General features: G+C 69.0%; 12 protein-coding genes and 1 rRNA gene. 9 read left to right on the top strand and 4 right to left on the bottom strand.

Annotated features, from left to right (window positions below):
* Nucleotides 1-83 precede the first annotated feature (83 nt).
* On the top strand, nt 84-677 hold the full coding sequence (locus E3O32_RS09110; RefSeq protein WP_134508773.1) for a nitroreductase family protein: 594 nt from the start codon (nt 84-86) through the stop codon (nt 675-677).
* Between the two features lie 190 nt (nt 678-867).
* Nucleotides 868-2,313, top strand: coding sequence for a dihydrolipoyl dehydrogenase family protein (locus E3O32_RS09105; RefSeq protein WP_134508771.1), 1,446 nt, complete (start codon nt 868-870; stop codon nt 2,311-2,313).
* Between the two features lie 12 nt (nt 2,314-2,325).
* Here E3O32_RS09105 and E3O32_RS09100 read toward each other — a convergent pair whose 3' ends face one another.
* The 3 genes from E3O32_RS09100 to E3O32_RS09090 all read right to left on the bottom strand — a co-directional run bounded on the left by E3O32_RS09100 (nt 2,326) and on the right by E3O32_RS09090 (nt 6,849).
* On the bottom strand, nt 2,326-3,315 hold the full coding sequence (locus tag E3O32_RS09100) for an ATP-grasp domain-containing protein (RefSeq protein WP_134508769.1): 990 nt from the start codon (nt 3,313-3,315) through the stop codon (nt 2,326-2,328).
* 182 nt (nt 3,316-3,497) lie between these two features.
* Nucleotides 3,498-4,544, bottom strand: a complete 1,047-nt coding sequence (locus E3O32_RS09095) for a zinc-dependent alcohol dehydrogenase family protein (protein WP_134508767.1) — start codon at nt 4,542-4,544, stop codon at nt 3,498-3,500.
* Nucleotides 4,545-4,689: 145 nt separating this feature from the next.
* On the bottom strand, nt 4,690-6,849 hold the full coding sequence (locus E3O32_RS09090) for an ATP-dependent Clp protease ATP-binding subunit (protein WP_134508765.1): 2,160 nt from the start codon (nt 6,847-6,849) through the stop codon (nt 4,690-4,692).
* A gap of 248 nt (nt 6,850-7,097) precedes the next feature.
* Between E3O32_RS09090 and E3O32_RS09085 the strand changes: the two genes are divergently transcribed.
* From E3O32_RS09085 to E3O32_RS09055, 7 genes are all read left to right on the top strand, one after another.
* A complete protein-coding gene (locus tag E3O32_RS09085) occupies nt 7,098-9,068 on the top strand; it encodes a primary-amine oxidase (RefSeq protein WP_134508763.1) in 1,971 nt (656 codons plus the stop codon).
* Nucleotides 9,069-9,099: 31 nt separating this feature from the next.
* Nucleotides 9,100-9,999: a universal stress protein gene (locus tag E3O32_RS09080; RefSeq protein ID WP_134508761.1), complete on the top strand. Its 900-nt coding sequence runs from the start codon at nt 9,100-9,102 to the stop codon at nt 9,997-9,999.
* A gap of 15 nt (nt 10,000-10,014) precedes the next feature.
* Nucleotides 10,015-11,556, top strand: coding sequence for an APC family permease (locus E3O32_RS09075; protein ID WP_134508759.1), 1,542 nt, complete (start codon nt 10,015-10,017; stop codon nt 11,554-11,556).
* A 67-nt stretch (nt 11,557-11,623) separates the two neighbouring features.
* Complete coding sequence (locus tag E3O32_RS09070; protein WP_166790810.1) at nt 11,624-15,001, top strand: DEAD/DEAH box helicase; 3,378 nt, start codon at nt 11,624-11,626, stop codon at nt 14,999-15,001.
* A 91-nt stretch (nt 15,002-15,092) separates the two neighbouring features.
* Nucleotides 15,093-15,977, top strand: a complete 885-nt coding sequence (locus tag E3O32_RS09065; RefSeq protein ID WP_134508755.1) for a fructose-bisphosphatase class II family protein — start codon at nt 15,093-15,095, stop codon at nt 15,975-15,977.
* Between the two features lie 151 nt (nt 15,978-16,128).
* Nucleotides 16,129-17,445, top strand: a complete 1,317-nt coding sequence (locus tag E3O32_RS09060) for a glycosyltransferase 87 family protein (RefSeq protein ID WP_166790809.1) — start codon at nt 16,129-16,131, stop codon at nt 17,443-17,445.
* A 45-nt stretch (nt 17,446-17,490) separates the two neighbouring features.
* A complete protein-coding gene (locus E3O32_RS09055) occupies nt 17,491-18,087 on the top strand; it encodes a histidine phosphatase family protein (RefSeq protein ID WP_255455500.1) in 597 nt (198 codons plus the stop codon).
* A gap of 197 nt (nt 18,088-18,284) precedes the next feature.
* On the opposite strand, the gene rrf is transcribed toward E3O32_RS09055, so the two are convergent.
* A 5S ribosomal RNA gene (rrf, locus tag E3O32_RS09050) occupies nt 18,285-18,401 on the bottom strand.
* Between the last annotated feature and the right edge of the window lie 170 nt (nt 18,402-18,571).

Genomic DNA, 18,571 nt, shown 5'->3' with positions numbered 1-18,571 from the left:
GAATAGCAGGGAGCGCCGAACGTTGGAGCAGATGGGTCAGCGTTGCCCCTCCACCCCCAGCGAACACAGCGAAAGACGGGCCCATGACCCTCATCACCGACACCCTCAGCCGCGCCGCCGACACGACGTCGCCCCTTCTCCCCGTGCTCGCCGGGCGCTGGAGCCCGCGCGGCTTCGACCCGACGGCCCTCGTCGACGAGGCCACCCTGACCACCGTGCTCGAGGCCGCCCGCTGGGCGCCCTCGGCCAGCAACATCCAGCCGTCCCGGTTCATCGTCGCCCGCCGCGGCACCGACAGCTTCGTGAAGGTGCACGAGACGCTGAGGGGATTCAACAAGGCGTGGGCGAATGCCGCCTCCGTGCTGATCGTGAACGTCGCCACCCTGGCGATCGACGAAACCCGCGAGAACCCCTGGGCCCGCTATGACCTCGGCCAGGCCGTCGCGCACCTGACGATCCAGGCCCAGCACGAGGGACTGCACACCCACCAGCTCGGCGGCTTCGACGGCGCCGCTCTCGCCCTGGCCTTCGGCCTCGCCGAGGACCAGGCCATCGTCTCGATCACCGCCCTCGGCGTGCTCGGCGACGTCTCCCTGCTCTCCCGCGAGCTGCTCGAGCGCGAGACCGCCCCGCGAACCCGCAAGCCGCTCACCGAGCTGCTCCTCGTCGACGACTGAGCAACGACGAGCAGCCGCCCGCCGGCGGCCGTGGAGACCCGGTGATCCAGCAGCACCGGTGATCGAGCCTGTCGAGATCCTCGTCCCAGCACAGTAACTCCACAGCCCCATCCGGTAAAAATGTCATCCAACTATTTTTCCCGGCCAGGCGTCCGGGTGCTCTCAGGAGTGACCACCGGTGGAGACCACAATGACCCCAAAAACCCCCGACCACTTCGATGTCGTCGTCATCGGCGCAGGGCCCGCCGGAACGGCAGCGGCACTCCGCGCCGCCGAACTGGGAGCGCGCGTCGCCGTGGCGGAGGCCGATCAGCTCGGCGGAACCTGCGTGAACACAGGGTGCGTGCCGACGAGAGTGCTCGCCAAGGCGGCGCGCCTGATGCGCGAGGTGCGCGCGGCGGACACCTATGGAATCGTGGTCAGCGACCCACGCATCGACTGGGCCACCATGGTGGACCGGGTGCAGTCGCGGGTGAACAGGGTGCGCTCGATCAAGAGCGAGGCCGAGCGTTTCGCTGACGCAGGAATCGAACTCGTGCTGGAAGGTCGGGCGCGTTTCATCGATCCGCACTCCGTCGTCCTGGACACCGGCCGCATTCTCACCGCCGACACGTTCCTGGTCTGCGTCGGCGGGCACTCACGTCGACTCCCCGTGCCGGGGGCGCACCTGGCGACCGTCCCGGAAGACATCCTGAAGCTGCCGGAACTGCCCCGACGTGTCGCCGTGATCGGTGCCGGCAACACCGGCGCACAATTGGTCACGGTGTTCAGTTCGTTCGGCTCAGCCGTAACCGTGCTCGACGTCGCCCCGCGCATCCTGACGGCTTCGGATTCCGACATCTCCGCCACGGTGTCGGCGGCGTTCCGCCAGCAGGGTGTGGCCGTGCACACGGGAATTGAAACGGTGACGGCGATCGAGCAGCACGCCGACGGAACCCTCACCCTGTCCTGGCGCGAGAACGGAATGGAGCAGTCGTCCGGCTTCGACGCCGTCATCATGTCCACGGGTTGGCCGGCGGATGTCGACGATCTGGGGCTCGACAAGGCCGGCATCACCACGGCGCGTTCGGCGATCCCGGTGGACCTGTACTTTCGGAGCATCGTGCCACACATTTTCGCCGTCGGCGACGCGAACGGACGGGACATGCTCGTGCAGGCCGCCCAGTTCGAGGGTGAAGCCGCCGCCGAGAACGCAGTGCTGGGAGCCAATCGCAGAACGCCGCACCACCTGCTTCCGGCCGGCGGCTTCACCGACCCCGACTACGCGGGAGTGGGGTTCACCGAGGAGGAGGCCCGGTCTCGCGATCCGCACTGCGTCGTCGCGACAGTGCCCTACACCGAACTCGACCGCGCTGTGATCGACGGCCGGGAACCCGGGTTCCTCAAGCTGATCGCCGACCGACGTCGGGAATTGATCCTCGGCGCCCATGCCACCGGGGAGAACGCGGTCGAGGTGATCCAGTCCGTGACGACGGCAATGGCCGCCGGCGTCGACGTCGCCACCCTGGCCAGGGTGCGCTTCGCCTACCCCACCTACAGTGCGGTCATCGGCCTCACGGCCCGCCGACTCCTGCTGGAGGTGCCGAAGCCTGTCGCGGTGATCGAGCCTGTCACGGTGAGCAGCCTGTCACGGTGATCAACCCCGCAGCTAGCGAGCCGACGGGTAGGCGTCGGCGAGCAGTGCGGCCAGGTAGTCCACGATCGCGCCGGGCCCGGAGCGTGGTGCGGACGCCTCGATCTGGGCGTTGTAGTTGGTGTTGGTGTTCACGTCGTAGGTCACGATGCGGCCGTCAGCGGTCTCGATGAACTCGATCCCGGCGACCTCGATCCCCTCGGCCCGCAAAAACGCCCGGTAGCGGTCGATGATCGGGTGATCGAACCCCTCACGGAGGGCGAAGATATGCTGTCCCACCTCGGGCTGGATGGTCGCGCCGGGCGGCAGCAGCAGCGCGCCGGTGGTCGGGTCGATGGCGCACGCATCCGCCGGGCAGAGCTGGAAGCCGCCGCGCGCGGTGTCGGCCGTGATCGCGTAGATGAACTCATCGCCGATGATCTCCACCCGGGTGACCTCGGGGCGGGCGGCCACGACGAATTCCTGCAGCAGCGAGATGCCGTCCTCGGGTTCCTCGTAGTCCCCCGCGGCGATCGCCGCCGCCAGTTCGGCCGCGCTGTCGAACTTCTGCACGCCCAAGCCCTTGCCGCCCTGGTTGTGCTTGGTGATGAACGGGGTCGGGAAGCCCTCCGCCGCCGCGACCAGGAGATGCGTACCGACGACCACGCGGGTGAGCGGCACGTCGAAGCCCTGCGCGCGAAGCCGGGTGAGCTGGTCGACCTTGCTCATCTCGAGTTCGATGGTGCGGCGGCCGTTCACCGTGCGGGCGCCGTAGGCATCCAGCCAGTTCAGCACGCTGCGGGTGTAGTCCTTCGACAGGCCGTGCCCGCGGGTGTGTGCCGAGGCGCTGATCCGCGACCAGTAGATCCCCGCCGGCGGAGCCTCATCGAGGTCGAGCACCCCGTCCACCAGCAGCCATTCCCGGTACGGCACTCCGGCGGCCTCGAACGCGGCCTGGAACGGCCCGAACCAGTCCGGGTTCTCGTGCAGGACGTGGATGACGGGAGCGGAATCGACGGAACTCATACGGGACAGACTCATACGGAACAGCCTGCCATGTCACCGGCGAGGTCATCGTGACGGGACCCGGCGGCATGCACCGGCAGACGCACGGTGAAGGTGGCGCCCTCGCCGAGCTGCTCCTCGTCGACGACTGACGCCTGTCGGCTGCCGACCTCCGCGAGAGCGAGCGGGGTTACCTGGACCGGCTACGGGCGGAGGAGCACCTTGATCGCGCGGCGCTCGTCCATCGCGGCGTACGCCTCGGCGACCTCGGACAGCGGCAGTTCGAGGTCGAACACTCGGCCGGGGTTGATCGCGCCGGAGAGCACCTCGGGCAGCAGTTCCTCGACGTAGCCGCGCACGGATGCGACGCCGCCGTTGAGCCCGACGTTGCGACTGAACAGCGGTCGCACCTCGATCGGGCCGCCGGTGGGCACGCCGACATAGCCGACCATTCCGCCGGGCCGGGCCGACGCGATCGCCTGCTCCATCGACTCCTTCGTGCCGACGCACTCGAGCACGCAGTCCGCGCCGATGCCGTCGAAGATCTCACGGATGCGGGCAACGCCCGCGTCGCCGCGCTCTTCGACGATGTCCGTCGCACCGAACTCGCGGGCAACGGCCTGCCGTTCGGGGTTGCGCGACATCGCCACGATCCGGGAGGCGCCGAGGCGCTTGGCGGCGATGATGCCGCAGAGTCCGACCGCGCCGTCGCCGACGACGACGACGGTGCTGCCGGTGGTCACCCCGGCCGACACTGCGGCGTGGTGGCCGGTGCCCATCACGTCGGCGAGGGTGAGGAGGCCCGGAACCTGGGCGTCGGTCGGCTGGGCCGGGGTCGCCACGAGCGAGCCGTCCGCGTGCGGCACGCGCACCTTCTCGCCCTGGGCGCCGTCGGCGAAGCCGCCGAGCTTGTCGTCGGAGCCCCACCAGCCGCCGTTCAGGCAGGAGGTGCTGACGCCGTTGCGACAGTTGACGCAGGTGTTGTCGCAGTCGTAGAACGGCGCGATGACGAAGTCGCCGACCTTGATGGTGGAGACGTCGGCGCCGATCTCCTCGACGATGCCGACGAATTCATGGCCGATCCGGTGTGGTTCGTCGGTAGGCTGCACGCCGCGGTAGGGCCAGAGGTCCGAGCCGCAGACGCAGGCTGCGACGACGCGCACGATGGCGTCACCGCCGGTGGAAAGAATGGGGTCTGGGACTTCTTCGAGGCGAACATCCCGTTCGCCGTAGATCACTGTTGCACGCATCCTTCGAGCCTAGGTGCCGCTCCTGACCGTCACCCGTCCGTCACCCCGGTTTTCGCTTGCCGCGAAAGTGCGGCTTTCGCCCTCAACGAGAAGGGGTGAAAATCGCACTCTCGCGGCACGCGCGGCACCGGCGGGAGGGCCCGGGTCAGACCAGGGCGGGGGCGGATGCCACGGTGAGGGCGTCCGCGTCGGGGTCCAGGTCCACCAGCACCGTGTCCCCGTCGCGGATCCTGCCCGAGAGCAGCGCCGTCGCGAGGCGGTCGTCGATCTCGGTCTGCATCAGCCGGCGCAGCGGTCGCGCGCCGTAGATCGGGTCGTAGCCGCGTTCGGCCAGCCAGGACCGGGCATCCGGGGTCACCGCGAGCTCGAGCCGCCGCTCGACGAGGCGTCGCTCCAGCCGGTCCACGAGCAGTTCGACGATCTGGCCGAGGTCGTCCATCGACAGCGACTCGAACACGACGATGTCGTCGAGACGGTTGACGAACTCCGGCTTGAAGGTCTGCCGCACGAGCTGCTGCACGGCGTCCTCCTTCTGCTGCCGGCTGAGGCTCGCGTCGATCAGGAACTGCGAACCGAGGTTCGAGGTCAGCACCAGGATCGTGTTGCGGAAATCCACGGTGCGGCCCTGGCCATCCGTCAGCCGGCCGTCGTCGAGCACCTGCAGCAGAACGTCGAAGACCTCCGGATGCGCCTTCTCCACCTCGTCGAACAGGATCACCGAGTAGGGGCGGCGGCGCACGGCCTCGGTGAGCTGCCCGCCCTGCTCGTAGCCGATGTAACCGGGGGGCGCCCCGACGAGCCGGGAGACGGAGAACTTCTCCCCGTACTCGCTCATGTCGATGCGCACCATCGCCTTCTCGTCGTCGAAGAGGAACTCGGCGAGCGCCTTGGCCAGTTCGGTCTTGCCGACGCCGGTCGGCCCGAGGAAGAGGAACGACCCGGTCGGCCGGTCCGGGTCGGAGATGCCGGCTCGGCTGCGGCGCACGGCGTCGGCGACGGCGCGCACGGCCTCTTTTTGCCCGATCAGCCGGTGTCCGAGCTCGCCCTCCAGGTTCAGCAGCTTGTCGGTCTCGCCCTGCAGCAGCCGGCCCACTGGGATGCCGGTCCACATGGCCACGACCGCGGCGATGTCCTCCGCGGTGACGTGGTCGCCGACCATGCGGGGCTCGTCCGGGGACGCTTCAGCGCGTTCGGCAGCTTCGATCTCCTTCTGGATTCTGGGCATGACGTCGAACTCCAGTCGCGAACGTTCCTGGAAGTCGGTTTCACGTTCGGCGCGATCGCGGAGCACCCGGGCTTCATCCAACTGCTTCTTGAGGTCGCCCACCCGATTCAGCGAAGCCCGTTCGCGGTCCCATCTGGCCTTCAGCGCCGTCAAGTTAACCTCACGGTCCGCGAGGTCACCCCGCAGCTTCTCGAGGCGTTGCTTCGATGCGTCGTCCTTCTCCTTCTTCAAGGCGAGCTCCTCCACCTTGAGCCGGTCGACGCTGCGGCGCAACTCGTCGATCTCCACCGGCGCCGAGTCGATCTCCATCCGCAGCCGGCTCGCGGCCTCGTCGATGAGGTCGATCGCCTTGTCCGGCAGCTGTCGGGCGGTGATGTAGCGATTGGAGAGGGATGCCGCGGCCACCAGCGCTGAGTCCGCGATCGTCACCTTGTGGTGGGCCTCGTAGCGCTCCTTGAGCCCGCGCAGGATGGCCACGGTGTCCTCGACGCTGGGCTCGTCCACGAGCACCGGCTGGAAGCGGCGCTCCAGCGCGGCATCCTTCTCGATGAACTCGCGATACTCGTTGAGGGTTGTGGCGCCGATCAGGCGCAGTTCGCCGCGGGCCAGCATCGGCTTGAGCATGTTGGAGGCCGCGACCGAGCCTTCGCCGCCGCCGGCGCCCATCAGCGTGTGCAGCTCGTCGACGAAGGTGATGATCTGCCCCTCGGCGTCGTTGATCTCCTTGAGCACGGCCTTGAGCCGCTCCTCGAACTCGCCGCGGTACTTGGCCCCGGCCACCAGGGCCGCCAGGTCGAGGGACACGAGCTGCTTGCCCTTGAGCGAGTCGGCGACGTCGCCGGCGACGATGCGCTGGGCGAGGCCCTCCACGACCGCCGTCTTGCCGACGCCGGGTTCGCCGATCAGCACGGGGTTGTTCTTGGTGCGCCGGGTGAGCACCTGGCTGACCCGGCGGATCTCCGCATCCCGGCCGATCACCGGGTCGAGCTTGCCGCTCTTGGCGATCTCGGTGAGGTTGACCCCGTACTGCTCGAGGGCCGTCTTGGCGTCTTCCTGGGGCGGCTGCTGACCTGCTTGCATCGGGAAACCTCTCTCTGGCCGGCCGGCCCCACACGGAGACCAACGAAAAAGCTGAGCCTCATCGACTCAACTTTATTTCATATTCGACCGACACGCCAGCACCGCGCCCGCCCGGGCGCGGGGCAGGCGAATTCACTGCGCCCGGCCCCCGATCTTCCGCCGCCACGAACCGTCCTCTGGATGTACGGTGTGGATGACCGCATCTTCACGCCCCACAGACATCCACTCTTCAACGCAGAGGAATCACGATGGCCTTTCACCCGCTCGATCCACTTGCCGGAGCCGAGTTCAGCGCCGCGTCCGCCATCCTCGCCCGCGAACACGGGGTCGGCGACGGCTGGCGCTTCGCCTCGATCGAACTCGTCGAACCCCCCAAGGGCGCCGTCCGGGCCTTCGAAGCCGACGGCACCGTGCCGGACCGGCGGGCCAGGCTCGTCGTGCTCAACCGCGCGGAGAACAGCACCTGGGTCGCGGTGGTCTCCCTCACCGACGACTCCCTGCTCGACTGGGCCACTGTGCCCGGCGTGCAGGCGAACTTCACCGTGGACGAGTGGGACGAGGCGGATACCGCCCTCCGCGCCCACCCCGACGTGATCGCCGTGCTCGCCGGCCGGGGCATCACCGACCTCGACAATGTGTTCATCGACACCTGGACCTACGGCGACGCCGTCATCCCCGACCGCTTCCGCGGCCGGCGGCTCGGCTGGGCGGACATCTGGGTGCGCCGGGAGAAGGGCGCGAACCCTTACGCCGGGCCGGTCAGCGGCCTGCATTTCGTCATCGACGTGAACAGCATGGAACTCCTCGAGATCGAGGACTCGTTCGAGGTCGAACGCCCGGAGGTGATGGGCGAGTACGTCCCGCACCTGATTCCGCCACGCATCCGCGAGCTCAGCCGCCGCCCGCCGCTCGCGCCGCTCGACATCGTGCAGTCCGACGGGCCGAGCTTCACGGTCGACGGCAACCTGGTCCGGTGGCAGAACTGGTCGCTCCGCATCGGGTTCAACTACCGCGAGGGCATGACCCTGCACAACGTGAGCTACACCGACGGCGACCGGGTGCGCCCGATCGCCAACCGGCTCTCCTTCGCCGAAATGGTCGTGCCCTACCGCGACCCCAGCGTCGACCACTTCCGCCGCACCGCGTTCGACATCGGCGAGTGGGGCCTCGGCTTCATGACCACCTCGCTCGAGCTCGGCTGCGACTGCCTCGGCGAGATCCGCTATCTCGACGCCGTGCTGCACAACAGCCGCGGCGAGCCGTACACGATCCCGAACGCCTTCTGCATCCACGAGGAGGACAACGCCGTGCTCTGGAAGCACGTCGACCACGACGGCGGCGCCGAGGTGCGACGGATGCGCCGCCTCGTCGTGTCCTTCCACGTCACCGTCGCGAACTACGAGTACCTCGTCTACTGGCGCTTCTACCAGGACGGCAACATGGAGTGCGAGGTGCGCGCCACCGGGATCATGGTGGTCACCCACCTCGACGCCGGCCAGCCACATCCGAACGGCACGCTCGTCGACACCCGCACCTACGCGCCGTTCCACCAGCATTTCATCGTCGCCCGGATGGATCTCGACATCGACGGTCCGGAGAACACGGTCTTCCGCTCCGAGACCCGGATCGAACCGATCAGCGAGACGAACCCGCTCGGCCTGGCGTTGACCCAGCAGAACACGCCGATCGAGACCGAGGGCTTCGACGACTTCGAGTGGAACACCCAGCGGGCCTGGAAGGTCGTGAACGAGAAGTCGCTCAACGGCCTCGGCACGCCCGTCTCCTACAAGCTCGTGCCCGGCGGCGCCATCCCGTCGTTCTTCGACGCCGCCGCGCCGGCCCTGCAGCGCGCCCAGGTGATCGGGCACACCGTCTGGGTCACCCCGAACGACGAGACGGAGCGCTGGCCCTGCGGCGAGTTCGTCAACCAGAGTTCGGTGGACCACGGGCTGCCCGAGTGGATCCAGGCCGGTCGGTCCGTCCGCGACACCGACCTCGTGCTCTGGTACGTTTTTGGCATCCACCACATCACCCGGCCGGAGGAATGGCCGGTCATGCCCGCCGACACGGTATCGTTCTGGCTGAAACCGGTCGGTTTCTTCGACCGCAACCCGTCGCTCGACGTGGCGCCGAGCCCGAGCGCACACTGCGCCCCGGGAACCATCGGCGACGCACACGACGGGCACGACCACGACGGGCACGCAGAGCACCAGCACTGACCACGGCACCACAGAATCGAAGGAGTGAGCAGTGACCCGAGTAGCGAACTACGTCGTCGCCTACGAAGCGACCGAACGCGGCAACGAAGCCATCGAGTTGGGTGTCGCCCTGGCGCGCCTGACCGGGGCCGAGTTGCGGCTTTGCCTCGTGCTGCCGCACTCCTCCGCCGTGCCCGCCAAGGTGGGAGCCTCTGCCTCGGACTTCCAGGCCCTGCTCGAGGAGCAGGGCCTGGACTGGCTCGCCCAGGCCGCCCTGCGGATCCCGGCGGACATCGTCGCAACGACGAACCTGCTCTGGGCGGATTCGGCCACCGAGGGGCTGCTGCAGGCGGTCGAACGGTTCGACTCCGATCGGATCATCGTCGGCGCCTCCCGCCGCGGCATCCTGAACCGGTTCACTATCGGCAGCGTGGCCAACGCGCTGCTGCACGCCTCACCGGTGCCCGTCGCCCTCGCGCCGCACGGCTACCGCGCCCCGGAACAGATCACGCGGATCACCTGCGCGATCGGCACCCGGCCGGGCTGGCGCACCCTGCTCGACTCGGTGCTCGCGTTCTCGGAGGGCCTCACCGTCGACCTGCGCTTCGTCACCCTGGTCGAGGTCGACGCCCACCGCACCCACGCCACCGGCGGCGAGGCGGTTGCCGATGAGAACGAGAGCGGCGCCCACCTGCGCACCGTGCTCGACTACTTCGGGGCCCATTCCCGGGCACACGGGGACATCACCACCGAAGTGGCGTCCGGCCACAGCGTGGAGGCCGCGGTCGAGGCCCTCGACTGGCAGGAGACCGAGATCGCCTTCGTCGGGTCGAGCCGGCTCGCCCAGCCCACCACGATCTTCCTCGGCATCACGGCCCACCGCATGCTGCATGCCCTGCCCGTGCCCCTGATCGTCGTTCCCACCGGCACCCACGCCCGGCTGACGCACTGACCGAAAGAGGCTCTGATGACGAACATCCACTCCTCGGGCTCCACCGGAGCCTCCACCGCCGCCGGCGGCCTGTCCGACAAGGGCCTCCGCGCCGGCTCGATCGGACTGCTCGGCGCGACCGTGATCGGCATCTCCTGCATCGCCCCCGCCTACACCCTGACGGCTTCGCTCGGCCCGACGGTCGCGGCCGTCGGAACGCAGATGCCCGGCATCTTCCTGGTCGGCTTCATCCCGATGCTGCTGGTCGCCCTCGGCTACCGGGAGCTCAACAACGCCATGCCGGATGCCGGCACCTCCTTCACCTGGGCAACCCGCGCGTTCGGCCCGTGGATCGGCTGGATGGGCGGCTGGGGGCTCATCGTCGCCACCGTGGTCGTGCTGTCCAACCTCGCCGGCGTCGCCGTCGACTTCTTCTACCTCATGCTGGCCCAGTTGTTCGGCAATCCCGACCTGGCCGATCTGGCCTCCAACGTGGTCGTCAACGTGCTCACCTGCCTGGTCTTCATGGTCGCGGCCTGTTACGTCTCCTACAGGGGAATGGAAACCACCAAGGCGGTGCAGTACGTGCTCGTGGCCTTCCAACTGGTCGTGCTGGTCTGGTTCAGCGTCGCCGCACTGGTGCACTTCGGCAACGGCACGTCGTTCGACGCCCTCGGCTTCAGCGCCGACTGGTTCAACCCGTTCCTCGCCCCGTCGTTCTCCGCCTTCGCGGCCGGGGTGTCGCTCTCCATCTTCATCTTCTGGGGCTGGGACGTGACCCTCACCATGAACGAGGAGACGAAGAACCCCAAGACCACCCCCGGACGCGCGGCCACCCTCACGGTCGGCATCATCTTCGCGCTCTACATCCTGGTCGCCGTCGCGGCCCTGATGTTCTCCGGCGTCGGCACCGGCGAGCTCGGACTGGGCAACGAAGACATCCAGGGGAACGTCTTCGCCGCCCTCGCCGGGCCGGTGATGGGACCCTTCGCGATCCTGATGTCCCTGGCCGTGCTGTCGAGCTCGGCGGCATCGCTGCAGTCCACCTTCGTCGGCCCCGCGCGCACCATGCTCGCGATGGGCCACTACAAGGCCTTCCCGAAGCGGTTCGCCGCGATCAGCCCGCGCTACAAGTCGCCGGGCTTCGCCACCCTGATGGCCGGCATCGTGGCCTGGGTGTTCTACGCGGTGATGCGGGTGCTCAGCACGGATGTCCTCACCGACACCATCCTGACCCTCGGCATGATGATCTGCTTCTACTACGGCGTCACCGCGTTCGCCTGCGTCTGGTATTTCCGGGCCGAGGCCTTCACCAAAGCCAGGGCGTTCCTGCTCAAGTTCCTCGCCCCGCTCGTCGGCGGGGTGATCCTCGCCGTGATCTTCGCGACCACCCTGTATGACAGCATGAACCCCGACTACGGCAGCGGGTCGAACATCGGCGGGGTCGGTCTCGTCTTCATCCTCGCCATGGTGCTGTTCATCGGCGGCGTGGTGCTGATGCTGCTGATGCGCCGAGCCGACCCGGCGTTCTTCCAGGGCCGCACGCTCCGAAAGGGTTCCTCGACCGACCACGCCTGACCTGGAAAGTCAACGCACCCCTGCCGCGCCGACGCCGCCGTCCCGTGGGAGAATGGGAGCCCTCACCATGGCTCATTCGCTCAGTTCCCACCAGATCGCGCTACTGGTGGGCAGTCAGGCGTTCTCGCGCGGCGAGCGCTATGCCCGAAACGGCAACGTCCACCCGCCGGAATGGTTCGGCGCAGGCACCCAGCTTTTCGGCGAGGTGCAGGGCACCCGGTCGGCGCCGTACGCCGTGACCGTGTCCTTCACCGCCAACGCGGCGGGCACCCTCGTGCGCGCCACCGGCGTGTGCACCTGCCCGATGAAGAAGAACTGCAAGCATGTGGCGGCCCTCCTGATCGCAACCGCGGGCTCCCCGGGGGACCACAACCCGGGCGGCGAACCCGGCCGTGCGGTCGGCGACCGGCGGATGCCCCGGTTCGAGCCGTCCGCCGGCCCGCCCGCTCCGCCTGTCCTGCCGGACTGGCAGCGCGCCCTCGCGCCGCTCGCCCGCCCGGCCGCCTCTCGCCCGGCGATCACGGTGGTCGGCCTGCAGTTCGAACTTCAGGACCCGGTCCGAGACGGACGGTTCGCCGGCGGCGGCGCCAGGCCCAGGCGGCTGGCCGCGCGCCCGGTGGTCATGGGCAAGAAGGGCAAGTGGATCCGCGGCAATCTCACCTGGGACAACCTCGCCTATGCCTACGGCGCCTACGACCCCGCCCAACTGGCGGTACTCAAGGCGCTCTACGCGCTGTACTCCGCCGGCAACCGATCCACCGGCTACGCCCAGCAGTGGATCCTTCTCGACGGCTTCGCCAACCGGGCGTTCTGGGAGATCCTCGCCGAGGCGAGCACGGCCGGGCTGGCCCTGGTCACCACCGCGAGCGGCCGGGCCCGGGTGGACGTGACGCCTGGCCCCGCCGCGCTCCAACTCGACATCCGCCGCGCCGACGGCACCCTCACCCTCTCGCCCGCGGTCATCCTGGACGGGCGCAGGCTCGACCGCGCTCAATTCGGTTTCATCGGCAGCCCCGCCCACGGCGTGTTCACCTGGGAGGAGCCCGCGGCGGGCACGGAACCCGACGACACGGGCTCCGTGCTCACCCTCGCGCCACTCGAACACCAGCTCGGCGCGGAGCTGCTCGCCCTGGCCGCGTCCGCCGAAGCCCTCGTCGTCCCCGGCGCCGACGAGGCCCTTTTCCTCGCCGACTTCTACCCGTTCCTGCGCCGACAGCTCACCCTGACCAGCGCCGACGGCTCCTTCGACCTGCCGGAGACGCCGCGGCCACGGCTCGCCCTCCAGGTCACCCACCAACCGGGGGCGCGCCTCGAACTGCACTGGGACTGGGAGTACCTCGCCGCCGGGGCGGAGACCGGCACGGCCGGCACGCTCTATCGCAGCGCCCTCCGGCCGGCGCCCGGGGACACCCGGTTCAGGGACGCCACGCGCGAACAGGCCATCCTCGCTGCCGTCCTGCCGGTGCTCACCGGTTTCCCCGCGCTCGCGCCGGCGCACGAGGGCCTGCCGCGCCTCGCCATGATCGCGACCCTCGAGGGCGCCGCCATGATCGACTTCCTGGCCGGGGCTCTGGTCGAGCTCGAGGCGCTGGACGACATCCGGGTCACCGTCAGCGCCGACGCGCCCCGCTACCGCCCCGCCGACGATGCCCCCGTGATCAGCCTGGCCACCACCGAGAGCACCGCCGCCCGGGACTGGTTCGACCTCGCGGTGACCGTCAGCATCGACGGCGAGGAGATCCCGTTCGACGATCTGTTCCGGGCGCTGGCCGCCGACCAGGAGATCCTGATCCTGGACAGCGGCACCTGGTTCAGCCTCGACCGCCCCGAACTGCACCAGCTCCGCCGGCTGATCGAGGAGGCGCGCGGCCTGCAGGACGCCGGCGCGGAGTCCCTCGGCCTCAGCCGGTTCCAGGCCGATCTCTGGGAGGAGCTGCAGGCTCTCGGCGTGGTCTCCGAACAGGCCGCCGGGTGGCGCGCCGCCGTCGCCGGGCTCACGGATGCCGACCGGATCGACCGGCGCCCGCTCCCCGCCACGGTCCACGCCACCCTGCGCGCCTACCAGCAGTCCGGATTCGACTGGCTCAGCTTCCTTTACGACCACCGGCTCGGCGGCATCCTCGCCGATGACATGGGGCTCGGCAAGACGCTGCAGGCGATCGCCCTGATCGCGCACGCCCGCGACCTGGCGTCCCCCTCGGCTCCGGGAGCGCCGTTCCTCGTGGTTGCCCCCACGAGCGTGGTCTCGAACTGGGCCGCGGAGTGCGCCCGCTTCGCCCCTGACCTTCGCGTCGCCACGATCACGCAGACCGCGGCGAAGCGCGCCACAAGCCTCGCCTCCGTCGCCGCCGGCGCCGATGTCGTGATCACCTCGTACACTCTGTTCAGGCTCGACTTCGACGATTACGACGGACTGGACTGGGCGGGACTCCTGCTCGACGAGGCCCAGTTCGTGAAGAACCACCAGGCCAGGGCGCACCAGTGCGCGCGCCGCCTCAAGACGCCGTTCAAGCTCGCGATCACGGGCACCCCGATGGAGAACAACCTGATGGAGCTCTGGTCGCTGCTGTCGATCACGGCGCCCGGCCTGTTCCCGAGCCCCGGCCGGTTCACCGACTATTACCGCAAACCGATCGAGACCGACGCGGACACTGACCGGCTCACCCAGCTGCGCCGCCGCATCCGCCCGTTCATGCTGCGCCGCACCAAGGACCAGGTGGCCGGCGACCTTCCGGAAAAGCAGGAACAGGTGCTCGAACTCGAACTGAACCCGAAGCACCGCAAGGTCTACGACATGCATCTGGCCCGGGAACGTCAGAAGGTGCTCGGGCTGATCGAGGACCTGAACGCGAACAGGTTCGAGATCTTCCGCTCGCTCACCATGCTGCGTCAGCTCAGCCTCGACGCGAGCCTGTACGACGAGAAGTACGCCGGGGTCCCGTCCACCAAGCTGGACGCGCTGCTCGAGCTGCTGGAGGACACCGTCGCCGAAGGGCACCGCACCCTCATCTTCAGCCAGTTCACCCAGTACCTCGGCAAGGCCAGGGACCGGCTCGACGCGGCCGGGATCAGCTACTCGTATCTGGACGGCAAGACCCGTGGCCGGGCCCGCACGATCGACGACTTCAAGAACGGCACCAACTCGGTCTTCCTGATCAGCCTGAAGGCCGGCGGCTTCGGCCTGAACCTGACCGAGGCCGACTACGTCATCCTGCTCGACCCGTGGTGGAACCCGGCCACGGAAGCGCAGGCCGTCGACCGGGTGCACCGGATCGGCCAGACGAAGAACGTCATGGTCTACCGCCTGGTCGCCAAGGACACGATCGAGGAGAAGGTGATGGCACTCAAGGCCACCAAGGCGCGCCTGTTCGAGAGCGTCATGACGGATGCCGCCCCGCGCGGCGCGGCGCTGACGGCCGCCGACATCCGCGAACTGCTCTCCTGACCGGCGCCTCCCGCACGGCGGTGTGATCCGACCGCCCGGTAGGCTGGAAGAGCCCGGTCACCGGACCGAATCCAGAGCATTGAGGTGACGGATGCCGCAGCACGATCCTTCCGACGGCGTCGCCGAAACCACCGTCATCGGCGCCGAGGCGTGGCCGGCGGACCTGGTCCTGGCGGTCCGCTCCTCGACGGCCGCCGCCGCCCTGGCCGCCAGGGCCTGGGTCGGGCGCGGCGACAAGATCGCCGCGGACGCGGCCGCGGTGGCCGCGATGCGGGCGGTGGTGATCGGTGCGCCGTTCTCCGGAACGGTCGTGATCGGCGAGGGCGAGAAGGACGCCGCCCCGATGCTCGCGAACGGGGAACGGCTCGGCAGCGGGCAGGGTCCGGAGTGCGACATCGCCGTCGACCCGCTCGACGGCACCAGCCTCGCCGCGCTCGCCCGCCCGGGCGCGGTGAGCGTCATCGCGATTGCCCCCCGCGGCACGATGTTCGACCCGGCCGGCGTGTTCTACATGGAGAAACTCATCGCGGGAGCCGCCGGCCTGGGCGTGCTCGACCTCCGACGCTCTCCCGCGGCGAACCTTCGCGCCTACGCGGCGGCCTGCGGCATCGCCGAAACCTCACTCACGGTCGCGGTGCTCGACAAACCCCGTCATGCGTCCCTGATCCGCGAGCTCCGTGCCGCCGGCGCGACCGTCAGCCTCACTGCCGAAGGCGACGTGTCCACGGCCATCGCCGCCGCGACCCCCGGCACCGCGATCGACCTCGTGATGGGAATCGGCGGAACCCCGGAGGGTGTCATCGCGGCCTGCGCGGTTCGCGCGCTCGGTGGCGTCATGCTGGGCCGGATGGCGCCTCAGAGCGAGGCCGAGGCGCGCGGGGCGCACGCGGCCGGCCGTGACCTGGCCCGTCTCTTCGAGGTCTCCGATCTCGTCGCCAGCAGCCGGGCGCTCTTCGCTTCCTCGCCCGTGACCTGATCTGCGGCCGGCCGGCGTGAGCCTCCCCCGCTGAGAGCACTCTCAGAAGTGTCACCCAATGGATGCCCGCACGCAGCCTGCCTGTCACCTGGGGTTTCTACGCTGGCGTCAGGCACCGCTCCCGGTGCCGTCGTCTGCAGAGGTGAGTGCCGTGTCCCAGCTTCTCGACCGGGCCGATCGCCGGCTCTTCCACGCCCTCACCCCGGCCAGGCTGGCCTGGCTTCATTCTCCGCGCACCCTGGTGCTGGGCTTCCTGGCGATCCACGTCGTGTTCCTGCTCGCCCTGTTGCCGGCGATCCTCACCGGAAATGTCCTGGGTGACCTTCCGCTCTACCGCACCTGGGCGGAGAACGGCCTCGTCCACCACCTCTGGCCGGGCATCGACGTCCTGTGGGTGTACCCGATCGGGGCCCTCGTCCCCATCGTTTTCGCCGCCATCGGCGGTCCCCTGCTCTATCAACTGCTGTGGTTCCTGATGACGATGGCCCTCAACGCGATCGCCGTGACCACGCTGACCGATCGGGGCCGGGACGCCCGAGGATACCGGGCCGCCTGGCTCTGGCTGCTGCTCAGCTTCGTGCTGAGCCCGGTCGGCCTTCTCCGGTTGGAGGGACTGACCGCCCCGCTCGTGATCACCGGTCTCGTCCTCCTTTCCCGCCGCCCGATCGTGGCGGCCGCCCTGCTCACCGCCGCCACCTGGATCAAGGTCTGGCCGGCCGCGGTGATGCTGGCCGTCGTCACGGTCTCCAGCCGCCGCACTGTGGTCGCCGTAACCGGTGCGGCCATGAGCGGCGGCGTCGCCCTGATGGTGTGGGCCTCGGGCGGAATCCGGTTCCTCACGGGGTTCGTCACCATGCAGTCCGACCGTGCCCTGCAGCTCGAGGCGCCCGTCACCACGCCGTGGGTGTGGCTGGCCGTGTCCGGAAGGCCGGACACGGCCATCTACCAGAACTACGCCATTGCGACCAGGGAGGTCGCCGGCCCCGGCACCGCCATCGTCGCCGAGTTGATGACGCCGCTCATGTTCCTGGTGCTCGCCGCGGTGCTCACCCTCATGCTGGTCGGGCTCCGCCGGCGCAGCGACCCCTCCCGGCTGCTCCTGCTCGGCGCGCTTTCCCTCGTTGGCGCCTTCATCGTCTTCAACAAGGTCGGTTCGCCGCAGTACATGCTCTGGCTCGTGCCGATCGTGGTCGTCGGCGCCGCCACGGCCTGGCGGCAGTGGCGCGCCCCGGTCTATCTGATGCTCGCCATCAGCGTGCTGACAACCCTGATCTTCCCGGTCTTCTACCTGCCCCTGGTCGACGGGGATCCGTTCGCCGTCCTGCTCCTGACCGCTCGCAATGTGCTCCTCGTGGTCATGCTCGGCTGGTCCATTCTCGCCCTGGCCCGCCTGGTGCGTTCCACGCCCCGAACCCTCGGGTCGGCCACCCGGTCCGGCGCGCGCACCGTCCCGGTCGGCCGGGACTGACACCTGGAGGGCAACGGCTGCAGGACACTGGAGGACAATGGACGGGTGAGTTCTGCAACTACCTTCGCCCTTGTCCGTCACGGCCAGACCGACTGGAACGCCGCCATGCGCATCCAGGGTCGGTCCGACATCCCCCTCAACGACACCGGACGGGGGCAGGCCGTCGCTGCTGTCGGCGCTCTGTCACCCTACGACTGGGACTTCCTGGTCTCCTCGCCCCTGTCCCGCGCGGCCGAGACGGCCGACCTGATCGCCGAGGGCCTGGGACTGACGGTGACCCAGCGCGTCCCCTCCCTCGTGGAACGGGACTACGGCCTGGCCGAGGGTCTGGGCGCCGGCGCCGAGCTTGAGGCTCTGCGCGAGCCGGGGGGACCGACCGGCAACGGCGGCTTCCGCGGCGCCGAAACGGAGGGCGACGTCGCCGACAGGGGGGTCGGGGCTCTGCGGATGCTGGCGCTCGACTACCCTGGGGCGCGCATCATCGTGGTCAGCCACGGCACCCTGATCCGGCTCAGCCTGATGCGCGTCCTGGACCGGCCGATCCCGACGATCGCCAACGCCGCCCTCACGGTGGCGCAGAGCGGGCCCGCCGGCTGGACCCTCGACATCCTCAACGGAGAGGTCCTCGAGCCGGTCCGGTGATCACGCCAGGCCCGTCCGGGAGCGGGTCTCGACACGCTCGACCACCGGCGGTCGAGCGTGTCGAGACCCCGGGCCGTTAACGCAGGAAAGCCACCCCGTGGGGTGGCTTTCCTGATCNGTCGAGCGTGTCGAGACCCCGGGCCGTTAACGCAGGAAAGCCACCCCGTGGGGTGGCTTTCCTGATCTTGCTAAGTTAAGTCCGGCGGTGTCCTACTCTCCCACAGGGTCCCCCCTGCAGTACCATCGGCGCAGAGAGTCTTAGCTTCCGGGTTCGGAATGTGACCGGGCGTTTCCCTCTCGCTATAGCCGCCGAAACATCTTTCGATGAATCGATTCTATATTTTTCAGTTATAGAGCCCTCACGTGTCTATCAGCCCGTGAGGGTTTGTTCTCGACCGTACATCGAGAACCACATAGTGGACGCTTGCAGCTTATTCAAACTGGTGTGTTATCAAATTATTGGCTTATTAGTACCGGTCAGCTC

Source organism: Cryobacterium mannosilyticum, from assembly GCF_004402705.1.
Taxonomy (GTDB): Bacteria; Actinomycetota; Actinomycetes; order Actinomycetales; family Microbacteriaceae; genus Cryobacterium; species Cryobacterium mannosilyticum.
This window is presented reverse-complemented; position numbering and strand designations above follow the sequence as displayed.